Source organism: Pseudomonas sp. NFACC41-3, assembly GCF_900109505.1.
In the GTDB taxonomy this organism is placed as follows: Bacteria; Pseudomonadota; Gammaproteobacteria; order Pseudomonadales; family Pseudomonadaceae; genus Aquipseudomonas; species Aquipseudomonas chlororaphis.
Genome location: NZ_FOAE01000007.1, coordinates 75,085 through 92,282, shown reverse-complemented (window position 1 = coordinate 92,282; position 17,198 = coordinate 75,085). Strand labels below are relative to the sequence as shown.

The window sequence follows — 17,198 nt, the reverse complement described above, 5'->3', positions numbered from 1 at the left end:
AAATGACCGACTATAAAGCCACGCTAAACCTTCCGGACACCGCCTTCCCAATGAAGGCCGGCCTGCCTCAGCGCGAACCGCAGATTCTGCAGCGCTGGGACAGCATTGGCCTGTACGGTAAGTTGCGCGAAATTGGCAAGAATCGTCCGAAGTTCGTACTTCACGACGGTCCGCCCTACGCCAACGGCTCGATTCACATCGGTCATGCGGTCAACAAGATTCTCAAGGACATGATCATCCGCTCGAAGACCCTGGCGGGCTTCGACGCGCCTTATGTTCCGGGTTGGGACTGCCACGGTCTGCCGATCGAGCACAAGGTCGAGGTCACCCACGGCAAGAACCTGTCCTCGGACAAGACCCGTGAGCTGTGCCGTGCCTACGCCACCGAGCAGATCGAAGGCCAGAAAGCCGAGTTCATCCGCCTCGGCGTGCTGGGCGACTGGGCCAACCCGTACAAGACCATGGACTTCGCCAACGAGGCCGGGGAAATCCGTGCCCTGGCGGAAATGGTCAAGGGCGGTTTCGTGTTCAAGGGCCTCAAGCCGGTGAACTGGTGCTTCGACTGCGGCTCGGCCCTGGCTGAAGCGGAAGTCGAGTACCAGGACAAGAAGTCCTCGACCATCGACGTGGCCTTCCCGATCGCCGACGCAGACAAGCTGGCTGCTGCCTTTGGCCTGGCCAAGCTGAGCAAGCCGGCTTCGATCGTGATCTGGACCACCACTCCGTGGACCATCCCGGCCAACCAGGCGTTGAACGTTCACCCTGAGTTCAACTACGCCCTGGTCGACGCTGGCGACAAGCTGCTGGTGCTGGCCGAGGAGCTGGTGGAGTCCTGCCTGGCCCGCTACAACCTGGAAGGCTCGGTCATCGCCACCGCCCCGGGTTCGGCGCTGGAGCTGATCAACTTCCGTCACCCGTTCTACGATCGTCTGTCGCCGGTGTACCTGGCTGACTACGTCGAGCTGGGCGCGGGTACCGGCGTGGTTCACTCCTCGCCAGCCTACGGCGAAGACGACTTCGTGACCTGCAAGCGTTACGGCATGGTCAACGACGACATCCTCAACCCAGTGCAGAGCAATGGCGTGTACGCCACCTCGCTGGAGTTCTTCGGCGGCCAGTTCATCTGGAAGGCCAACCCGGCCATCGTCGACAAGCTGACTGAAGTCGGTGCGCTGCTGCACACCGAAACCATCAGCCACAGCTACATGCATTGCTGGCGCCACAAGACCCCGCTGATCTACCGCGCCACCGCGCAGTGGTTCGTCGGCATGGACAAGCAGCCAACCAGCGGCAACACCCTGCGCCAGCGTGCGTTGCAGGCCATCGAAGAGACTCAGTTCGTGCCGGCCTGGGGCCAGGCGCGCCTGCATTCGATGATCGCCAACCGTCCGGACTGGTGCATCTCCCGTCAGCGTAACTGGGGCGTGCCGATCCCATTCTTCCTGCACAAGGAAAGCGGCGAGCTGCACCCACGCACCGTCGAGTTGATGGAAGAAGTCGCCAAGCGCGTCGAGCACGAAGGCATCGAGGCCTGGTTCAAGATGGACGCGGCCGAGTTGCTGGGTGACGAAGCCCCGCAATACGACAAGATCAGCGACACCCTGGACGTCTGGTTCGACTCCGGTACCACTCACTGGCACGTACTGCGCGGCTCGCACCCTATGGGCCACGCCAGCGGCCCGCGTGCCGACCTGTACCTGGAAGGTTCCGACCAGCACCGCGGCTGGTTCCACTCGTCCCTGCTGACCGGCTGCGCGATCGATGGCAATGCGCCGTATCGCGAACTGCTGACCCACGGTTTCACCGTCGACGAGAACGGTCGCAAGATGTCCAAGTCCCTGGGCAACGTGATCGCGCCGCAGAAGGTCAACGACACCCTGGGCGCCGACATCATGCGCCTGTGGGTCTCGGCCACCGACTACTCCGGTGAAATGGCGGTTTCCGACCAGATCCTGCAGCGCAGCGCCGACGCCTACCGGCGTATCCGCAACACCGCGCGCTTCCTGCTTTCCAACCTGAGCGGCTTCAACCCTGCCACCGATATCCTGCCGGCCGAAGAAATGCTCGCCCTGGACCGTTGGGCCGTGGACCGCACCCTGCTGCTGCAGCGCGAGCTGGAACTGCACTACGGCGAATACCGCTTCTGGAACGTCTACTCCAAGGTGCACAACTTCTGTGTGCAGGAGCTGGGCGGTTTCTACCTGGACATCATCAAGGACCGCCAGTACACCACTGGCGCCGACAGCAAGGCCCGTCGTTCGTGCCAGACTGCGCTGTTCCACATCTCCGAAGCGCTGGTGCGCTGGATCGCGCCGATCCTCGCCTTCACCGCCGACGAGCTGTGGGAGTACCTGCCGGGCGAGCGCAACGAGTCCGTGATGCTCAACACCTGGTACCAGGGCCTCAGCGAGCTGCCGGAAGGCTTCGAGCTGGACCGTGCCTACTGGGAGCGGATCATGGCGGTCAAGGTCGCGGTCAACAAGGAAATGGAAATCCAGCGCGCGGCCAAGGCCGTCGGTGGCAACCTGCAAGCCGAAGTGACCCTGTACGCCGAGGAAGCGCTGAGCGCCGACCTGGCCAAGCTGAGCAACGAACTGCGCTTCGTGCTGATCACCTCCACCGCCAGCGTCGCGCCTTTCGCGCAGGCACCGGCGGATGCGGTGGAAACCGAAGTCGCCGGCCTCAAGCTGAAAGTGGTCAAGTCGAGCTTCGCCAAGTGCGCCCGTTGCTGGCACTGCCGTGAAGATGTCGGTGTGCACCCCGAGCACCCGGAAATCTGCGGTCGCTGCGTCGACAACATCAGCGGCGCAGGCGAGGTTCGTCACTATGCCTAATGCCACGGGCCGTTTCGGCCGTCTGGGCTGGCTGTGGTTGAGCGTGCTGGTCCTGGTCATCGACCAGGCCAGCAAGCTGCACTTCGAAAGCTCGCTGTCGATGTACCAGCAGATCGTGGTGATTCCGGATTACTTCAGCTGGACCCTGGCCTACAACACCGGCGCGGCATTCAGCTTCCTGGCGGACAGCTCGGGCTGGCAGCGCTGGTTGTTCGCCCTGATCGCGGTGGTGGTCAGCGCGGTACTGGTGGTCTGGCTCAAGCGCCTGGGGCGCAACGAAACCTGGCTGGCGGTCGCCCTGGCACTGGTGCTGGGCGGCGCGCTGGGCAACCTGTATGACCGCATCGCCCTGGGCCATGTGATCGATTTCATCCTGGTGCATTGGCAGAACCGCTGGTATTTCCCGGCGTTCAACTTTGCCGACAGCGCCATCAGCGTAGGTGCGGTGATGCTTGCGCTGGATATGTTCAAAAGCAAGAAAACCGGAGAAGCCGTTCATGACTGAACAGGTATTGGCTGAACAACGCATCGGCCAGAACACGGAAGTCACTTTGCATTTCGCATTGCGCCTGGAGAACGGCGACACGGTGGACAGCACCTTCGACAAGGCCCCGGCGACCTTCAAGGTCGGTGACGGCAACCTGTTGCCAGGTTTTGAAGCGGCCCTGTTCGGCTTCAAGGCGGGTGACAAGCGTAACCTGACTATCGAGCCGGAAAACGCCTTTGGCCAGCCGAACCCGCAAAACGTGCAGATCATCCCGCGTTCGCAGTTCCAGGATATGGAACTGTCCGAAGGCCTGCTGGTGATCTTCAACGATGCGGCGAATACCGAGCTGCCAGGCGTGGTCAAAGCCTTTGATGACGCCCAGGTGACGGTTGACTTCAACCATCCGTTGGCCGGTAAAACCTTGACCTTTGATGTCGAGATCATCGACGTTAAAGCGCTGTAACTAACGAAACCAGCCTGCTGTAGGAGCGAGCTTGCTCGCGAAGTTCTTCAACGATAACGCTGGCATTCAGGATGACCGCGGCGTCTTTGAGTTCTTCGCGAGCAAGCTCGCTCCTACAGGGCAAGACACGAGGCACAGCATGCAAATCAAACTCGCCAACCCCCGTGGCTTCTGCGCTGGCGTGGACCGCGCGATCGAAATCGTCAATCGCGCCCTGGAGGTCTTCGGGCCGCCGATCTACGTGCGTCATGAAGTGGTGCACAACAAATTTGTCGTCGAAGACCTGCGCGCTCGCGGCGCGATCTTTGTCGAGGAGCTGGACCAGGTGCCGGATGACGTCATCGTGATCTTCAGCGCCCACGGCGTTTCCCAGGCCGTGCGCAGCGAAGCGGCGGGCCGTGGCCTGAAAGTCTTCGATGCGACCTGCCCGCTGGTGACCAAGGTGCATATCGAAGTGGCGCGCTACAGCCGCGACGGTCGCGAATGCATCCTGATCGGCCATGCCGGCCACCCGGAAGTCGAAGGCACCATGGGCCAGTACGACGCCAGCAATGGCGGCTCGATCTACCTGGTGGAAGACGAGCAAGACGTCGCCGAGCTGCAGGTGCGCAATCCTGAAAAGCTGGCGTTCGTTACCCAGACCACCTTGTCGATGGACGACACCAGCCGGGTCATCGATGCCTTGCGCCAGCGTTTCCCGGCGATTGGCGGGCCGCGCAAGGACGACATCTGCTACGCCACGCAGAACCGTCAGGATGCGGTCAAGCAACTGGCCGACGAGTGCGATGTGGTACTGGTGGTGGGCAGCCCGAACAGCTCCAATTCCAACCGCCTGCGTGAACTGGCCGAGCGCATGGCCACGCCGGCGTACCTGATCGACGGTGCCGAGGACATGCAACGCAGCTGGTTCGACGGCGTCGAGCGCATCGGCATCACCGCCGGGGCTTCGGCTCCCGAGGTGCTGGTACGGGGCGTGATCGAGCAGTTGCACGCCTGGGGCGCTACCGGCGCCGACGAACTGGCCGGCCGCGAAGAAAACATCACCTTTTCCATGCCCAAAGAGCTGCGCGTTCGCTCCCTGCTCTGATCAGCCCTGCCTGTCGCATAACGCCTGCGCGGCCTTGTCGCTGCGCAGGCTGACCCGCCCACTGCGGGAAAGCACCACCTGGTGCTGGCTCGTTCCCGGATCGGCCGCGCAGATGTGCAGCGTCCCGGCCTGAAAGGCGCCGCTGGGCAGCTGCGGATCGCCCAGGCCACTGAAGCGCACGAAATGCTCCACCGGACGATTGCCGACAATCGCCACCCGGGCGTCCCCCCGGCGTTCAAGCAGTACCGGGTTACCGCTGTCCTGCGAGCCCTCGCCGCTGATATCCAGAATGATCCGCCAGCCTTGGCTCCAGTCATCGTTCAACCCGTGAATCACGGTCCGCTGCTGACGCAGGATGGCTTCGGTGCGCGCATTGCGAATGCCGCTGGCAAGCATCTGTGCGGCATCCAGCCGGCGTGTCGACTGGAACAACTCCCCGAATGAGGTGGTGGCGAACAGCATCAGCAGGCTGGCAAGCGCCAAGCCCACGATTATTTCGATCAGGCCGAAACCCTTTTGCGACATGGTTCTCCCTCCATGGAGTGCGCCAGGCCCGGACAATCCTTGCCCGGCCATTGAGCAAAACCTCAAACCCTCGGTCTATGAAGGTTCGAAGTGCCAGAGCCAGTTATAGCCGCTGGCCGCTCAAGGGGATGGCATGCGTCACCGTACAGAAGGCTTCACGCTGATCGAATTGCTGGTGGCCCTGGCAGTTTTGGCGGTTTTGTTGACCCTGGTGGTTCCCGCGTTCAGTCAGATGGCGCAGCGCTCCAAGGCCGACAGCGACATCAGCGAACTGCTGCGCAGCTTGAATTACGCGCGCCTGGAGGCGATCGACAGCGGCTTGCCGGTTCACCTGCGCCCGGCCGCGGTCGATTCGGACTGGAGCCGGGGGCTGTCGATTTATCAAGGCGACGGACCGGCGACGAATGTATTGCGGGTTGTTCCCGCGGTCAGTCGCGGCGCCCGGCTGACGCTAACCTCTGAATTCGACAGCATTGGCTTCAACGCGTTGGGCGGTGTATCGGCAGCGGTCCCGCCGGTCATGACTTATGTGCTGGGCGAGCAACACAGGACGATCACGCTGTGCCTGAACGGACGGATAGCGGTAAACGGGGAGTGCAAATGACGGGCAGGAGCGTGCAGGCCGGAATGACGCTGATCGAGGTGCTGGTGGCGGTGCTGATTCTCGGCGTCGGCCTGCTCGGTGCGGCGGCGGTCCAGCTCAATGCCCTGCGCTACACCGACAGTGCATTGATGACCAGCCAGGCCAGCTTCATCGCCTATGACATGCTCGATCGCATCCGCGCCAACAGCGCCGCGGACTACACCGTGGCAGCTCCCGAGGCCGGCAATTTCGGCGTGGTTCGGGACCAGGACCTCTATGACTTCAAGCGCAATGTCGAGAGTTTTGGCGGGCCGACCGCCGAGGGCCATATCAGCCTCAAGCAGGGCGTGTTCACCATCAGCATCACCTGGGACGACGCCCGTGCCGCCCATTCTTCTGGCGAGCCTGCTGAAGGCTCCCGCAGTTTTGTCCTGAGCAGCCGGGTGGCAGTGGATCCGGGGAGCAAGCCATGAGACGCGGGAACAGCGGCTTCGGCCTGATCGAAATGCTGGTGGCGCTGGCGTTGAGCCTGATCGTGGCCTTGGGCGTGACGCAGATTTTCATCTCGGCCAAAAACACCTATGTCAGCCAGAACGCCTCGGCCAGCCTGCAAGAGGATGCGCGCTTCGTACTGAGCAAGATGATCCAGGAAATACGCATGGTCGGCATGTTCGGTTGCCTGCAGAACATTGCCGATTCCAGCATTGCCGCGGACTTCGCCGGCCATGCGCAAACGCCTATCCGCTGGGACAACGCCAACCACCGGCTGACGCTGGTCACGGCCGATATCGGCGACAGCGGTGGCGCCCCGACCTGGACCGTGCTGAGCGATTGCCGCAATAGCGCCACCGCCTATACCGGCGCCCGCAAGGCCCCCTCGGGGCAGCAGGCGTTTGCGGTGCGGCGCCTGGTGTACAGCTTGAAGGACGATCAACTGCTGATGGGCACCGGCACTGGCTCCGGCCAGGCGGTGCTGGTGAACAATGTCAGCGCGTTCGACGTGTCGTTCGGCATCGCCAGCACCGCCACGGATGTCGCGGCCTCCAGCTATAGCCGTGATCCCGCAGACCCGGCACGGATTCGCAGCGTGCGCTTGAGCCTGACCCTGAGCGATCCCCAGGCGCGAGTGCGGCCGCAGACGTTCAATGTGGTGGCCGCCTTGCGCAATCGCCTGTTGTGAGGGAGTTGCCGATGACTTCGTATCGAACGGCTCCCGGGGCGCAGCGCGGCATGGCGCTGCTGATGAGCCTGGTGTTCCTGTTACTGCTGACCTTGATCGGCATTTCGTCGATGCAGAACGCGACCTTGCAGGAAAAGATGGCTGGCGGCCTGTGGCTGCGCAATCAGTCGTTCCAGGCGGCGGAGATGGCCCTGCGTATCGGTGAGAGCGCGGTGCAGCAGGATAGTTATGTATTGGCGGCCTGTAGCGGCGGCCAGTGCGCGCCGCCCGGCGAGTCCGCGGCTGTCAGCGCCGCGGGCCACAACAGCCATTCGGGCGTGACCTGGATCGCCACCGATAACGGTTTTTACGCTGTGCAGAACCTCGGTACGACGCTGGGGGCAGTCCATGTGCCGAGTAACACTTCCGCGACCCTGTACCGGGTGACCGCTGTCGGGCTGGCCGGCCACTCGCGCAGCGTGCTGGAGAGCATTTATGCCAAGTATTGAAAGGCCTGGGGGATTGCTGGCTGGCGCTTTGCTGGGCCTCTATCTGAGTGCTCCGGCCTATGGCTTCAGCCCGGCGCAGGCACCTTTGGCGAATTCGGCGGCGGTGGCACCGAATGTGATGCTGCTGCTCGACGACTCGCAGAGCATGAACAGCATTGTCTATGCCCCGGGTTTCGATCCCGGGCTGGCGCGGGCGCCGGTCAGGCCGTGCCGGATGCAGGCGGGCGAATGCCTGGCCGGAGCCAGTCCGAGCGCGGATTCGCTTGCTCTTTCAACGCTGAGCCAGGCGGGCTGCGCCAGCGGTTATGTCGGTTTCTACCGCGACAGTGCCCGGCCACAGTGCCTCAAGCTGCCTGATCCAGCGGGGAACGGCCGCACCCGCTATTCGGCTGCCTATTTGGCTTACCTGCTGGCCCTGGCCGACGGTCGCGACCGGGATTTCACCGATGGCTCGATTCCCGCTCAGGACCGGATGACCCTGGTGCGTGAGGCCGCCAGCAAGCTGGTGGCTGACAACCGCGCGCTGCGCATTGGCCTGGCGAGCTTCAACCCGCCAGCGGGCGGCGATCTGGCGCCGGGTGGGCGTATCGTGCGCACCATCAGCGATCTGGCTCCGCTCAGCGACCAGGTCAGCCAGGCTCAGGCCGACGCTAACTACCAGGCATTGCTGTCCGCCATCGGCGGGCTCAGGGCCTCGGCCGAGGCGCCGCTGGCGGAAACCTATTACGAGATCAGCCGTTATTTTCGGGGGCTGACGCCTTACTACAACAGCACGCCCTCTACCTATGGCAGCCCGATCCAGTATCGCTGTCAGCGCAATTACGGCCTGGTGGTGACCGATGGCCTGCCCAGTTACGACCACAGTTTTCCCTCCCGTGAACCCCAGGGGGCGAGCAGCCTGCCAGATTGGGATGGGGTGCCCAATGACGGTATTAATCCTGGCGGCAACGAGGAGGGCAGCAGCCTGTATCTGGATGACATCGCCAAGCTGGCGGTGGATATCGACATGCGCGCGGCAGGCCTGGATATCGCGGGGAAAAGCTGGGATTCGGCGGGCTTCGCGCAGCAGCACATGAACACTTACACCATCGGTCTCAACGCGCAGTACCCCATGCTGGCGGATGCGGCGAACTATGGCCGGGGCAAGTTCTACCCGGTGACCGACAAGGCGGGGCTCGACGCCGCACTGGCCTCGGCCCTGGGCGAGGTTTCGGCTTCCGCCGCCCAGGCGGGGAGTGCCACGGCGGGGGCCGCCGGGCTGGCCAGCGGTTCGAGTTATTTCCAGGCGTCTTATGACTCCGTCGATTGGCACGGCACCATCAGGGCGTATGGCATCAGCCCTGCTGGTGCGATCGACACCCGTACGCCGCTGTGGAGCACGGACTCGACCCTGGTTGCCGATGCATCGCCGGGGATCTTCCAGAGCTGGAACAGCGCCACCCGGACCGCCGTTGCCTTGCGCCATGACCAACTGTCCGGCGCGCAGCAGGCCGCGCTCGCCCAGAACCTGCTGCCCGGCACCACCGCGGCCGATCTACTGGCCTGGAGCCAGGGGAGTAACCGGGCCGGGCTCAAGGTGCGTACCCGCCTGCTGGGGGACATCGTCAACTCGCCGCTGGTCATGGCGACGCCGACCGCGCAGGACGCCGCCGACCTGCAGGGCGACAGCGACTACAGCGCCTACCTGGCGAGCAAGGCCCAAGGCATGACCCCGAGCCTGCTGGTCAATGCCAATGACGGCCTGCTTTCGCTGATCGACCCTGAGAATGGCCGGCGCCGCTACGCCTATATGCCCTCCAGTGCCTTGCCGCTGCTGCATCACATCGCCGACCCCGGCTACGTCAACGGGGAACGTCACCGGTTTTTGGCCGATGGCCCGGTGGCGGTCTTCGATGCCCAACTCGGCACAGCCTGGGCAACCCTGGCGCTGGCGGGCACCGGGGCCGGCGGCAAGGTGTTTTATGCGGTGCAGCTGTATGGCCAGGCCGGCAATACGCCGCAGGCGCTGTGGGAAATCGCCGCGCCTGAGGTTGCCGATAACAGCCACCCGTTCAATGACCTGGGTTATGCCTACGCCCGTCCGGAAGTGGCACGCTTGGCCGACGGGCGCTGGGCGGCCTTTATCGGCAATGGCTATGGCAGCCATTCCGGGGTCGCCGCCTTGTATGTGGTGGATATTCGCGATGGCTCGCTGATCAGGAAAATTCTGGTCGATGGCAATGGGCAGGAGAACGGCTTGTCCTCGGTGAAGGTGCGGGTGGACAGCCAGAATGTGGTCCAGGCGGCCTATGGCGGCGACCTCCAGGGCCATCTGTGGAAGTTCGATTTGAGCGGTTCGGCGCCGGATAGCTGGGGCCCGGCCTTTGGCGGTGCTCCGTTGTTCAGCGCTCCGGGTGGCGCGAGCCAGCCGATCACCGCGCAGCCGTTGCTGGTGGATCATCCCGAGGGCGGCAAGCTGGTGCTGTTCGGCACCGGCAAGCTCAGCGAGCTGGCCGACAAACGCAGCAAGGATGCCCAGGGTTTCTACGCGGTCTGGGATGCCCCGGACGGGGCGGGGCGGATCACCGTGGCTGACCTGCAGGCGCAAGCGATCACCGGGCTGTTTGCCGGTAGCGCGGGCTCCTATATCACCAGCACCCAGGCGGATGTCAGTTATCCGGCCGAGCAGGGCTGGTACCTGCCGCTGGGGGAGGCGTCCAGCGGCGAGCGGGTCATCAATCAGGCCACGCTGGTGGCGGGTCGCATTGTCTTCAGCACCGCCGCTGTCGAGGCGGGCGACCCTTGTTCCAGCGCGGGCAACGGCAAATTGGTCGAGCTGGACGCATTCAGCGGTAAGATGCAGGACGACGCGGTGCTCGACACCAATGGCGATGAAGTGGTCGATGGTCTGGACACGCCTTCCAGCGGTGTCATCTTTACCGGCGGCATTCCTGCGTTGAGCGCTGTGCTTAACCGCGCTACCCGCAAAATCGTCAGCGATTCCGGCGGCGGTATTGCCTCCCTGGTCGAGAGACCGGGCGGTGGCAGCCGTCGCATCATGTGGCGACAAATACAGTAAGTGAGAGTGAGGCATGCGTAGATCCAACCAAGGTTTTACCCTGATCGAAATCATGATCGTGATTGCGATCATCGGGCTCGTCGTCACCCTGAGCCTGCCCAGCATCACCGAGTACGTGAAGAAAACCCATCGCACGCAAATCGCCGGCCTGCTGTCGGAACAGGCGCAGAGCCTCGAGCGGTTTCATTCCAAGGGCGGTGTCTACAGCAACGCTCCGGGCCTCAGCGCCGGCAACGACGACTACAGCATCACGCCAGTCCTGGCCGACCAGAGCTTTACCCTGACCGCGACGCCGAAAACCGAGAGCATGATGGCCGGCGACAAATGCGGCGAGTTCACCCTTAGCCACACCGGTGCCATGGGCAACAACAATATGGCCGACGGGGTGACCAGCAAGGATTGCTGGGGGCGCTGAACAACCTTCTCGGGCGCTGGCGGCGCCCGGTGTTTTCATTTCCTGGACTGGACTATGGCAAAGCAACAGCAAGTGGTGATTGTCGGCGGTGGAGTGATCGGCCTGCTGACCGCGTTCAACCTGGCGTCCGCCGGGCAGCAGGTGGTGGTGCTCGAACGCTCGAATGTCGGCCAGGAATCCTCCTGGGCCGGCGGCGGGATCGTCTCGCCGCTGTACCCCTGGCGCTACAGCCCGGCGGTCACCGCGCTGGCGCATTGGTCGCAGGATTTTTATCCACAGCTGGCCGAACGCCTGTTTGCCACGACCGGTGTCGATCCTGAAGTGCACACCACCGGCCTGTACTGGCTGGACCTCGACGATGAGGCCGAAGCGCTGGCCTGGGCCCGGCGGGAACAGCGGCCATTGAGCGCTGTGGATATCTCGGTGGCTCATGACGCGGTGCCGGTGCTGGGCGGCGGTTTTTCGCGGGCGATCTACATGGCCGACGTGGCCAACGTGCGCAATCCGCGCCTGGTCAAATCGCTGAAGGCCGCTCTGTCGGCCCTGCCGGCGGTGACCCTTCACGAGCAGTGCGAAGTCAGCGGGTTTATCCGCGAAGGTGAGCGAGTGCTCGGGGTGCAGACCTCCCTGGGCGAAATCCGTGGCGATCAGGTGGTGCTGGCGGCAGGGGCCTGGAGCGGCGAATTGCTCCAGAGCCTGGGGCTGGCGTTGCCGGTGGAGCCGGTCAAAGGCCAGATGATCCTCTACAAGTGCGCGTCGGATTTTCTTTCCTGCATGGTCCTGGCCAAGGGGCGTTACGCGATTCCCCGGCGCGACGGCCACATCTTGATCGGCAGTACCCTGGAGCACGAAGGCTTCGACAAGACCCCGACCTTATCGGCCCTGGAAAGCCTGAAGGCTTCGGCCATCGAGTTGATCCCGGCGCTGGCGCAGGCCGAGGTGGTGGGGCATTGGGCGGGCTTGCGTCCGGGTTCGCCAGAGGGCATTCCCTATATCGGCCCGGTGCCGGGGCTGGCGGGGCTGTGGTTGAACTGCGGGCACTACCGCAACGGTCTGGTCCTGGCGCCAGCGTCCTGCCAGCTGTTCGCCGACCTGATGCTGGGCCGGGAGCCGATCATCGATCCGGCGCCTTATGCGCCCAGTGGGCGAATTTAATCCAGGCCGAGTTTCTTCAGCCGGTAGCGCATCGAACGAAACGACAAGCTCAAGCGCTGGGCCGCCGCCGTGCGGTTCCAGCGGGTGTGCTCCAGGGCCTGGAGGATCAGTCGGCGCTCGACTTCTTGCAGATGTTTCTCAAGGTTGATCACCTGTGCCGGTCCGGGCGTGATGGCCGGGTGGGCGCCGTTTGGTGTCAGGCGCAGGTCGCGTGCTTCGATCCGCCGGTTCTCGCACAGGGTGTGCGCCCGTTCGAGCAGGTTCTCCAGTTCGCGCACGTTACCGGGAAAGTCGTAGCCCTGGAGCGCTTGCAGCGCGCTTGGCTGAAGCCGTGCCAGTTGTTGGCCGTTACCCTGCGCCAGGCGCTCGAGAATGGCGGTGGCCAAGGGTTCGATATCAGCCTTGCGCGCCCGTAGCGCTGGCACCAGCAACTCGATCACGTTCAGGCGGTAGTAGAGATCCTGGCGAAAGCGCCCGGCATGCACTTCCGCCAGCAACGCCTTGTGGGTGGCGCAGAGAATGCGCACATCGACCTGGACCTCCTGTTGCCCGCCGACGCAACGTACCGCCTTCTCCTGCAGTGCGCGGAGCAATTTGACCTGCATCGCCAGCGGCAGATCGGCCACCTCATCGAGAAACAGCGTGCCGCCGTGCGCTGCCTGGAACAGGCCGGGCTTGTCTTCGATAGCGCCGCTGAAGCTGCCTTTGCGATGGCCGAAAAACTCGCTCTCCATCAGTTCCGGTGGGATGGCTCCGCAATTGACCGGCACGAAGGCGTGTCTGGCCCGAGGACCCAGGTCGTGGATCGCGCGGGCGACCAGTTCCTTGCCGCTTCCGGACTCTCCGCTGATATAGACCGAGGCCTGGCTCCGGGCCAGTTTGCCGATTTGTCCGCGCAGTTTGTGCATGGCGGCCGAATCGCCGAGCAATGGACCGGTAGCAGGGTTCGGTGGTGTCGATCCGGGCAGGGCGCCATTCAGCAGCTCGCGCAAGCGCGCCAGGGCCACGGGCTTGCTCAGGAAGTCGATGGCGCCGGCCTTCAGGGCGTGGACCGCGGTTTCCTGGCGGGCGCAGGTGCTGAGTATTGCCAGCGGCATTCGCAGCTGGCGGCACTGGATATGCTCGAGTAATTCCAGCCCCGTGCCGTCGGGCAGATGCAGGTCGCTCAGGCACAGGTCGAAGCCTTCCCGGGCCAGCCAGTGACGCGCTTCTCCCAGGGTGCGGGCGCTGCGGGTATGACGTTGCATCCGGCCGAGGCTGATTTCCAGATATTCGCGAATGCCTGGATCGTCATCGACGATCAAGACTTTTTGTCGTGGGCTCATGCCGCTTACTGCTTCATCCGTGAGCGAAAGAGGTGCGGGAGCACCCGCCATCCTGGCGTGTCGTGAAGTCTAGGCAGGCTTGAACTCGTTCGCCCTACTCAAGGCCGGGTGGGGTGTGGTGGTTTGGTCGGGTTCAGGATGATGTGCAGGGTAATAGCCCCGATTTGCCGAGGGTTGCCGGCTAGAAGCGGGACGATGCTGAAACGGTGGATTTTTTGTAGCGAATTATTCAGCGGTGCTAGCAGCGGGCTTTCGCCGTTGCTAGCACCGCTGCCGGTCGGGGCTTGGTGCTAGCGGGATACCGGGCCTTGCTCCAGGTGCGCCTGGCTGCAATACCACTGCTGCTCGAGGGGCAGCGCCCGGTCGCGGGGCAGGTGCACGCCGCAGTGGGCGCAGCGCACCATGGGCGTGGTGCTGGGTTCGCGGGGCGCAGCGGTGCCGGAGGCGGGCTGCTTGAATTTGCGCCAGAGCCATACCGCAGCGGCAATCAGGGCGATCCAGAACAGTAGACGAAGCATGGTAGCCAGCTATGTGAGTGAGGAACCGGCAGTTTAGCCAAGCTCATGCCGGGCGCACAGTGCAATCAGCGCTGAAATCCACGGACAAAAAAAGGGAGACTCGAAAGTCTCCCTTTTTTGTGACCGCGGCGGTGTCAGTCGAACACGCCGAAGGTCATGTAGCTGAACCACGAGCGGTCGCTGTTGTTGCCTTCGGCTTCATGCTGTTCTTCTTCGACAGCGTCGCCATTGGCGTCTTTAGGCTTGAGCTCGGCCGGAATCGCATCCTTGGCGTCCTGGTATTGCTTCATCACGTCCTGGTTGGCGCGGGTTTCTCCCGGCGGCAGCGGTGGACGGGACTCGATCAGGCCCAGGGTGGCCTTGCTCAGCCAGGAGCGGTTGTCCGCCTCGGCGACCCGTGGCACGAACTGGCCGTCGACCAGGGTCGGGTGATCGGGGTAGTTGAGCTTCAGGGTTTCCAGGCTGGTGGCGGCCAGTTCGTCCAGGTGCAGACGCTGGTAAGCCTCGGTCATCACCGCCAGGCCATCGGCCACCGACGGGGTTTCCTGGAAGTTTTCCACCACGTAGCGGCCACGGTTGGCGGCGGCTACATAGGCCTGACGGGTCAGGTAGTAGTCGGCCACGTGGATTTCGTAGGAGGCCAGCAGGTTGCGCAGGTAGATCATGCGCTGCTTGGCGTCCGGCGCGTAGCGGCTGTTCGGGAAACGGCTGGTGAGCTGGGCGAACTCGTTGTAGGAGTCGCGCGCGGCACCCGGGTCACGCTTGGTCATGTCCAGCGGCAGGAAGCGCGCCAGCAGGCCGACGTCCTGGTCGAAGGAGGTCAGGCCCTTGAGGTAGTAGGCGTAGTCCACGTTCGGGTGTTGTGGGTGCAGGCGGATGAAGCGCTCGGCGGCGGACTTGGCGGCCTCCGGCTCGGCGTTCTTGTAGTTGGCATAGATCAGTTCGAGCTGTGCCTGATCCGCGTAGCGACCGAACGGATAACGCGACTCCAGGGCCTTGAGCTTGGCGGTGGCGCTGGTATAGCTGTTGTTGTCGAGGTCGGTCTGCGCCTGCTGGTACAGCTCGACCTCGCTCAGGTTTTCGTCAACGACTTCCTTCGATGAGCAAGCAGCGGTCAGTGCGAGGATGGCGATCAGCAGCAGGTGTTTCACTTGCATGGCGGCTTGCGTCCCTATGACGGCCGCTGTCTTGGGCGGGGCCGTCCTGTTATGATGAGCGCCCCGTTGAAAAGCCTCGGGGCAAAAGACGCCGTATTTAACCACAAGCGCGCAGCCGAAACCAAAGGCTGTGCCGACGCCTAGTCTGAGCATGTCCGATAAAATTGAACTTCGCGCAGAGGTGCCGTCCGAACTGGGCGGCCAACGCCTCGATCAAGTCGCCGCCCAATTATTCGCTGAGCACTCGCGCTCGCGCCTTTCCGCCTGGATCAAAGACGGCCGCCTGACTGTGGATGGAGCGGTTATCCGCCCGCGAGACATCGTCCATGGCGGCGCGGTTCTTGAGCTGACCGCCGAGCAGGAAGCTCAGGGAGAATGGATCGCTCAGGACATCGAACTGGATATCGTCTATGAAGACGACGACATCCTGGTGATCAACAAGCCTGCCGGCCTGGTGGTCCACCCCGCCGCCGGTCACGCCGATGGCACGCTGCTCAATGCCCTGCTGCACCATGTCCCGGACATCATCAACGTGCCGCGCGCCGGCATCGTGCATCGCCTGGACAAGGACACCACCGGTCTGATGGTGGTGGCCAAGACCATCCAGGCGCAGACCCAGCTGGTTGCCCAGTTGCAGAGCCGCAGCGTCAGCCGCATCTATGAATGCATCGTGATCGGCGTGGTCACCGCCGGTGGCAAGATCAACGCCCCGATCGGCCGTCACGGTCAGCAACGCCAGCGCATGGCGGTGATGGAAGGCGGCAAGCCGGCCGTCAGCCACTACCGCGTGCTGGAGCGTTTCCGTTCCCACACCCACGTCCGGGTGAAACTGGAAACCGGGCGGACCCACCAGATTCGTGTGCACATGGCCCATATCAACTATCCATTGGTCGGCGATCCGGCCTACGGTGGCCGTTTCCGCATTCCGCCCGCCGCGAATCCGACCATGGTCGAATCCCTCAAGCACTTCCCGCGTCAGGCGCTGCATGCGCGGTTCCTTGAGCTGGACCATCCGACCACCGGCGAGCGCATGAGCTGGGAATCGCCGCTGCCGGAAGATTTCGTCTGGCTGCTGACCCTGCTCAAGCAGGATCGCGAGGCTTTCGTCGGATGAGTGACTGGCTGATTCCTGACTGGCCCGCGCCGGCCGGGGTCAAAGCCTGCGTCACCACCCGTGCGGGCGGCGTCAGCCTGGCGCCGTTCGACAGCCTCAACCTGGGCGATCATGTCGATGACAACCCAGAGGCGGTGGCCGAAAACCGCCGTCGCCTGACCGATCGTTTCTCTATAAAGCCAGCCTGGCTGAAACAGGTTCACGGTATTGATGTGGTCGAGGCGGATCCGTCCGTCGTCGCCACCGCCGATGCCAGCTGGACCGCCACGCCCGGCATTGCCTGTAGCGCCATGACCGCCGATTGCCTGCCAGCGCTGTTCTGCGACCGTGCCGGTACTCGGGTGGCAGCGGCCCATGCCGGTTGGCGTGGGCTGGCGGCCGGGGTGCTGGAAGCGACGCTCGATAGCCTGAAAGTCGCGCCAGAAGATGTATTGGTCTGGCTGGGGCCAGCCATTGGACCGCAAGCCTTCGAGGTCGGTCCGGAAGTGCGTGAGGCTTTCGTCCGGCACTTGCCACAGACCGAACAGGCCTTTGTGCCGAGCCACAACCCCGGCAAACTCATGGCTGATATCTATATGCTGGCTCGCTTGCGCCTGGCGGCATGCGGCGTCACCGCTGTGTATGGTGGCGGTTTCTGCACCGTGAGCGATGCGCGTTTCTATTCCTACCGCCGCAGCCCGCGCACCGGGCGCTTCGCTTCCCTGATCTGGCTGGAACGCTAGACTCTTCTGACCTGTGTCAAGCTCGCAAGGCTTGAATCTTCCAGAATCGACCGCATCTACAGGGGTATCTGGCAGGTTTCTCTATTT

Annotated in this window: 17 protein-coding genes; 13 read left to right on the top strand and 4 right to left on the bottom strand. The window is 63.6% G+C overall.

Translation table 11 applies throughout. The annotated features are described in order from the left end of the window. Positions 1 to 2 precede the first annotated feature (2 nt). The 4 genes from ileS to ispH all read left to right on the top strand — a co-directional run bounded on the left by ileS (position 3) and on the right by ispH (position 4,871). Positions 3 to 2,834, top strand: coding sequence for an isoleucine--tRNA ligase (gene ileS / locus BMY68_RS28180; protein WP_085534617.1), 2,832 nt, complete (start codon positions 3 to 5; stop codon positions 2,832 to 2,834). Continuing rightward, the gene (gene lspA / locus BMY68_RS28175; RefSeq protein ID WP_009045705.1) at positions 2,827 to 3,339 is read left to right on the top strand and encodes a signal peptidase II; all 513 of its coding nucleotides are present in this window, start codon (positions 2,827 to 2,829) and stop codon (positions 3,337 to 3,339) included. Before ileS ends, lspA begins: the two co-directional genes overlap by 8 nt. Positions 3,340 to 3,346: 7 nt before the next feature. After that, entirely contained in the window at positions 3,347 to 3,784 is a 438-nt protein-coding gene (gene fkpB / locus BMY68_RS28170) for an FKBP-type peptidyl-prolyl cis-trans isomerase (RefSeq protein WP_172833189.1), read from the top strand. Positions 3,785 to 3,923: 139 nt separating this feature from the next. After that, the gene (gene ispH, locus BMY68_RS28165) at positions 3,924 to 4,871 is read left to right on the top strand and encodes a 4-hydroxy-3-methylbut-2-enyl diphosphate reductase (RefSeq protein WP_085534619.1); all 948 of its coding nucleotides are present in this window, start codon (positions 3,924 to 3,926) and stop codon (positions 4,869 to 4,871) included. Here ispH and BMY68_RS28160 read toward each other — a convergent pair whose 3' ends face one another. Next, on the bottom strand, positions 4,872 to 5,396 hold the full coding sequence (locus tag BMY68_RS28160; protein WP_085534620.1) for a GspH/FimT family pseudopilin: 525 nt from the start codon (positions 5,394 to 5,396) through the stop codon (positions 4,872 to 4,874). Between the two features lie 133 nt (positions 5,397 to 5,529). On the opposite strand from BMY68_RS28160, the gene BMY68_RS28155 reads away from it, so the two are divergent. The 7 genes from BMY68_RS28155 to thiO are packed head-to-tail and all read left to right on the top strand — an operon-like array spanning position 5,530 to position 12,275. After that, on the top strand, positions 5,530 to 6,000 hold the full coding sequence (locus BMY68_RS28155; protein WP_062824548.1) for a GspH/FimT family pseudopilin: 471 nt from the start codon (positions 5,530 to 5,532) through the stop codon (positions 5,998 to 6,000). Continuing rightward, the gene (gene pilV / locus BMY68_RS28150) at positions 5,997 to 6,452 is read left to right on the top strand and encodes a type IV pilus modification protein PilV (RefSeq protein WP_085534622.1); all 456 of its coding nucleotides are present in this window, start codon (positions 5,997 to 5,999) and stop codon (positions 6,450 to 6,452) included. The genes BMY68_RS28155 and pilV overlap by 4 nt, the downstream gene beginning before the upstream one ends. Continuing rightward, positions 6,449 to 7,159 (top strand): PilW family protein, encoded by a 711-nt coding sequence (locus BMY68_RS28145; RefSeq protein ID WP_085534624.1) that lies wholly within the window; start codon positions 6,449 to 6,451, stop codon positions 7,157 to 7,159. Before pilV ends, BMY68_RS28145 begins: the two co-directional genes overlap by 4 nt. A gap of 11 nt (positions 7,160 to 7,170) precedes the next feature. Then, positions 7,171 to 7,647, top strand: a complete 477-nt coding sequence (locus BMY68_RS28140) for a pilus assembly PilX family protein (protein ID WP_239694141.1) — start codon at positions 7,171 to 7,173, stop codon at positions 7,645 to 7,647. Next, complete coding sequence (locus BMY68_RS28135; RefSeq protein WP_085534628.1) at positions 7,634 to 10,705, top strand: pilus assembly protein; 3,072 nt, start codon at positions 7,634 to 7,636, stop codon at positions 10,703 to 10,705. The genes BMY68_RS28140 and BMY68_RS28135 overlap by 14 nt, the downstream gene beginning before the upstream one ends. A 13-nt stretch (positions 10,706 to 10,718) precedes the next feature. Further along, a complete protein-coding gene (locus BMY68_RS28130) occupies positions 10,719 to 11,120 on the top strand; it encodes a type IV pilin protein (protein ID WP_007924724.1) in 402 nt (133 codons plus the stop codon). 54 nt (positions 11,121 to 11,174) lie between these two features. Next, on the top strand, positions 11,175 to 12,275 hold the full coding sequence (thiO, locus tag BMY68_RS28125; RefSeq protein WP_085534630.1) for a glycine oxidase ThiO: 1,101 nt from the start codon (positions 11,175 to 11,177) through the stop codon (positions 12,273 to 12,275). Here thiO and BMY68_RS28120 read toward each other — a convergent pair. From BMY68_RS28120 to BMY68_RS28110, 3 genes are all read right to left on the bottom strand, one after another. Next, positions 12,272 to 13,600: a sigma-54-dependent transcriptional regulator gene (locus BMY68_RS28120; RefSeq protein ID WP_085534644.1), complete on the bottom strand. Its 1,329-nt coding sequence runs from the start codon at positions 13,598 to 13,600 to the stop codon at positions 12,272 to 12,274. The two genes, thiO and BMY68_RS28120, sit on opposite strands and share 4 nt — an antisense overlap. Positions 13,601 to 13,890: 290 nt before the next feature. Beyond that, entirely contained in the window at positions 13,891 to 14,118 is a 228-nt protein-coding gene (locus tag BMY68_RS28115; RefSeq protein WP_009045695.1) for a PP0621 family protein, read from the bottom strand. A gap of 134 nt (positions 14,119 to 14,252) precedes the next feature. Then, positions 14,253 to 15,275, bottom strand: a complete 1,023-nt coding sequence (locus BMY68_RS28110) for an outer membrane protein assembly factor BamD (RefSeq protein WP_007924720.1) — start codon at positions 15,273 to 15,275, stop codon at positions 14,253 to 14,255. A gap of 151 nt (positions 15,276 to 15,426) precedes the next feature. Between BMY68_RS28110 and rluD the strand changes: the two genes are divergently transcribed. Further along, positions 15,427 to 16,389 (top strand): 23S rRNA pseudouridine(1911/1915/1917) synthase RluD, encoded by a 963-nt coding sequence (gene rluD / locus BMY68_RS28105; protein ID WP_007924719.1) that lies wholly within the window; start codon positions 15,427 to 15,429, stop codon positions 16,387 to 16,389. Next, entirely contained in the window at positions 16,386 to 17,111 is a 726-nt protein-coding gene (gene pgeF, locus BMY68_RS28100) for a peptidoglycan editing factor PgeF (RefSeq protein ID WP_085534646.1), read from the top strand. Before rluD ends, pgeF begins: the two co-directional genes overlap by 4 nt. The last annotated feature ends 87 nt before the right edge of the window (positions 17,112 to 17,198 follow it).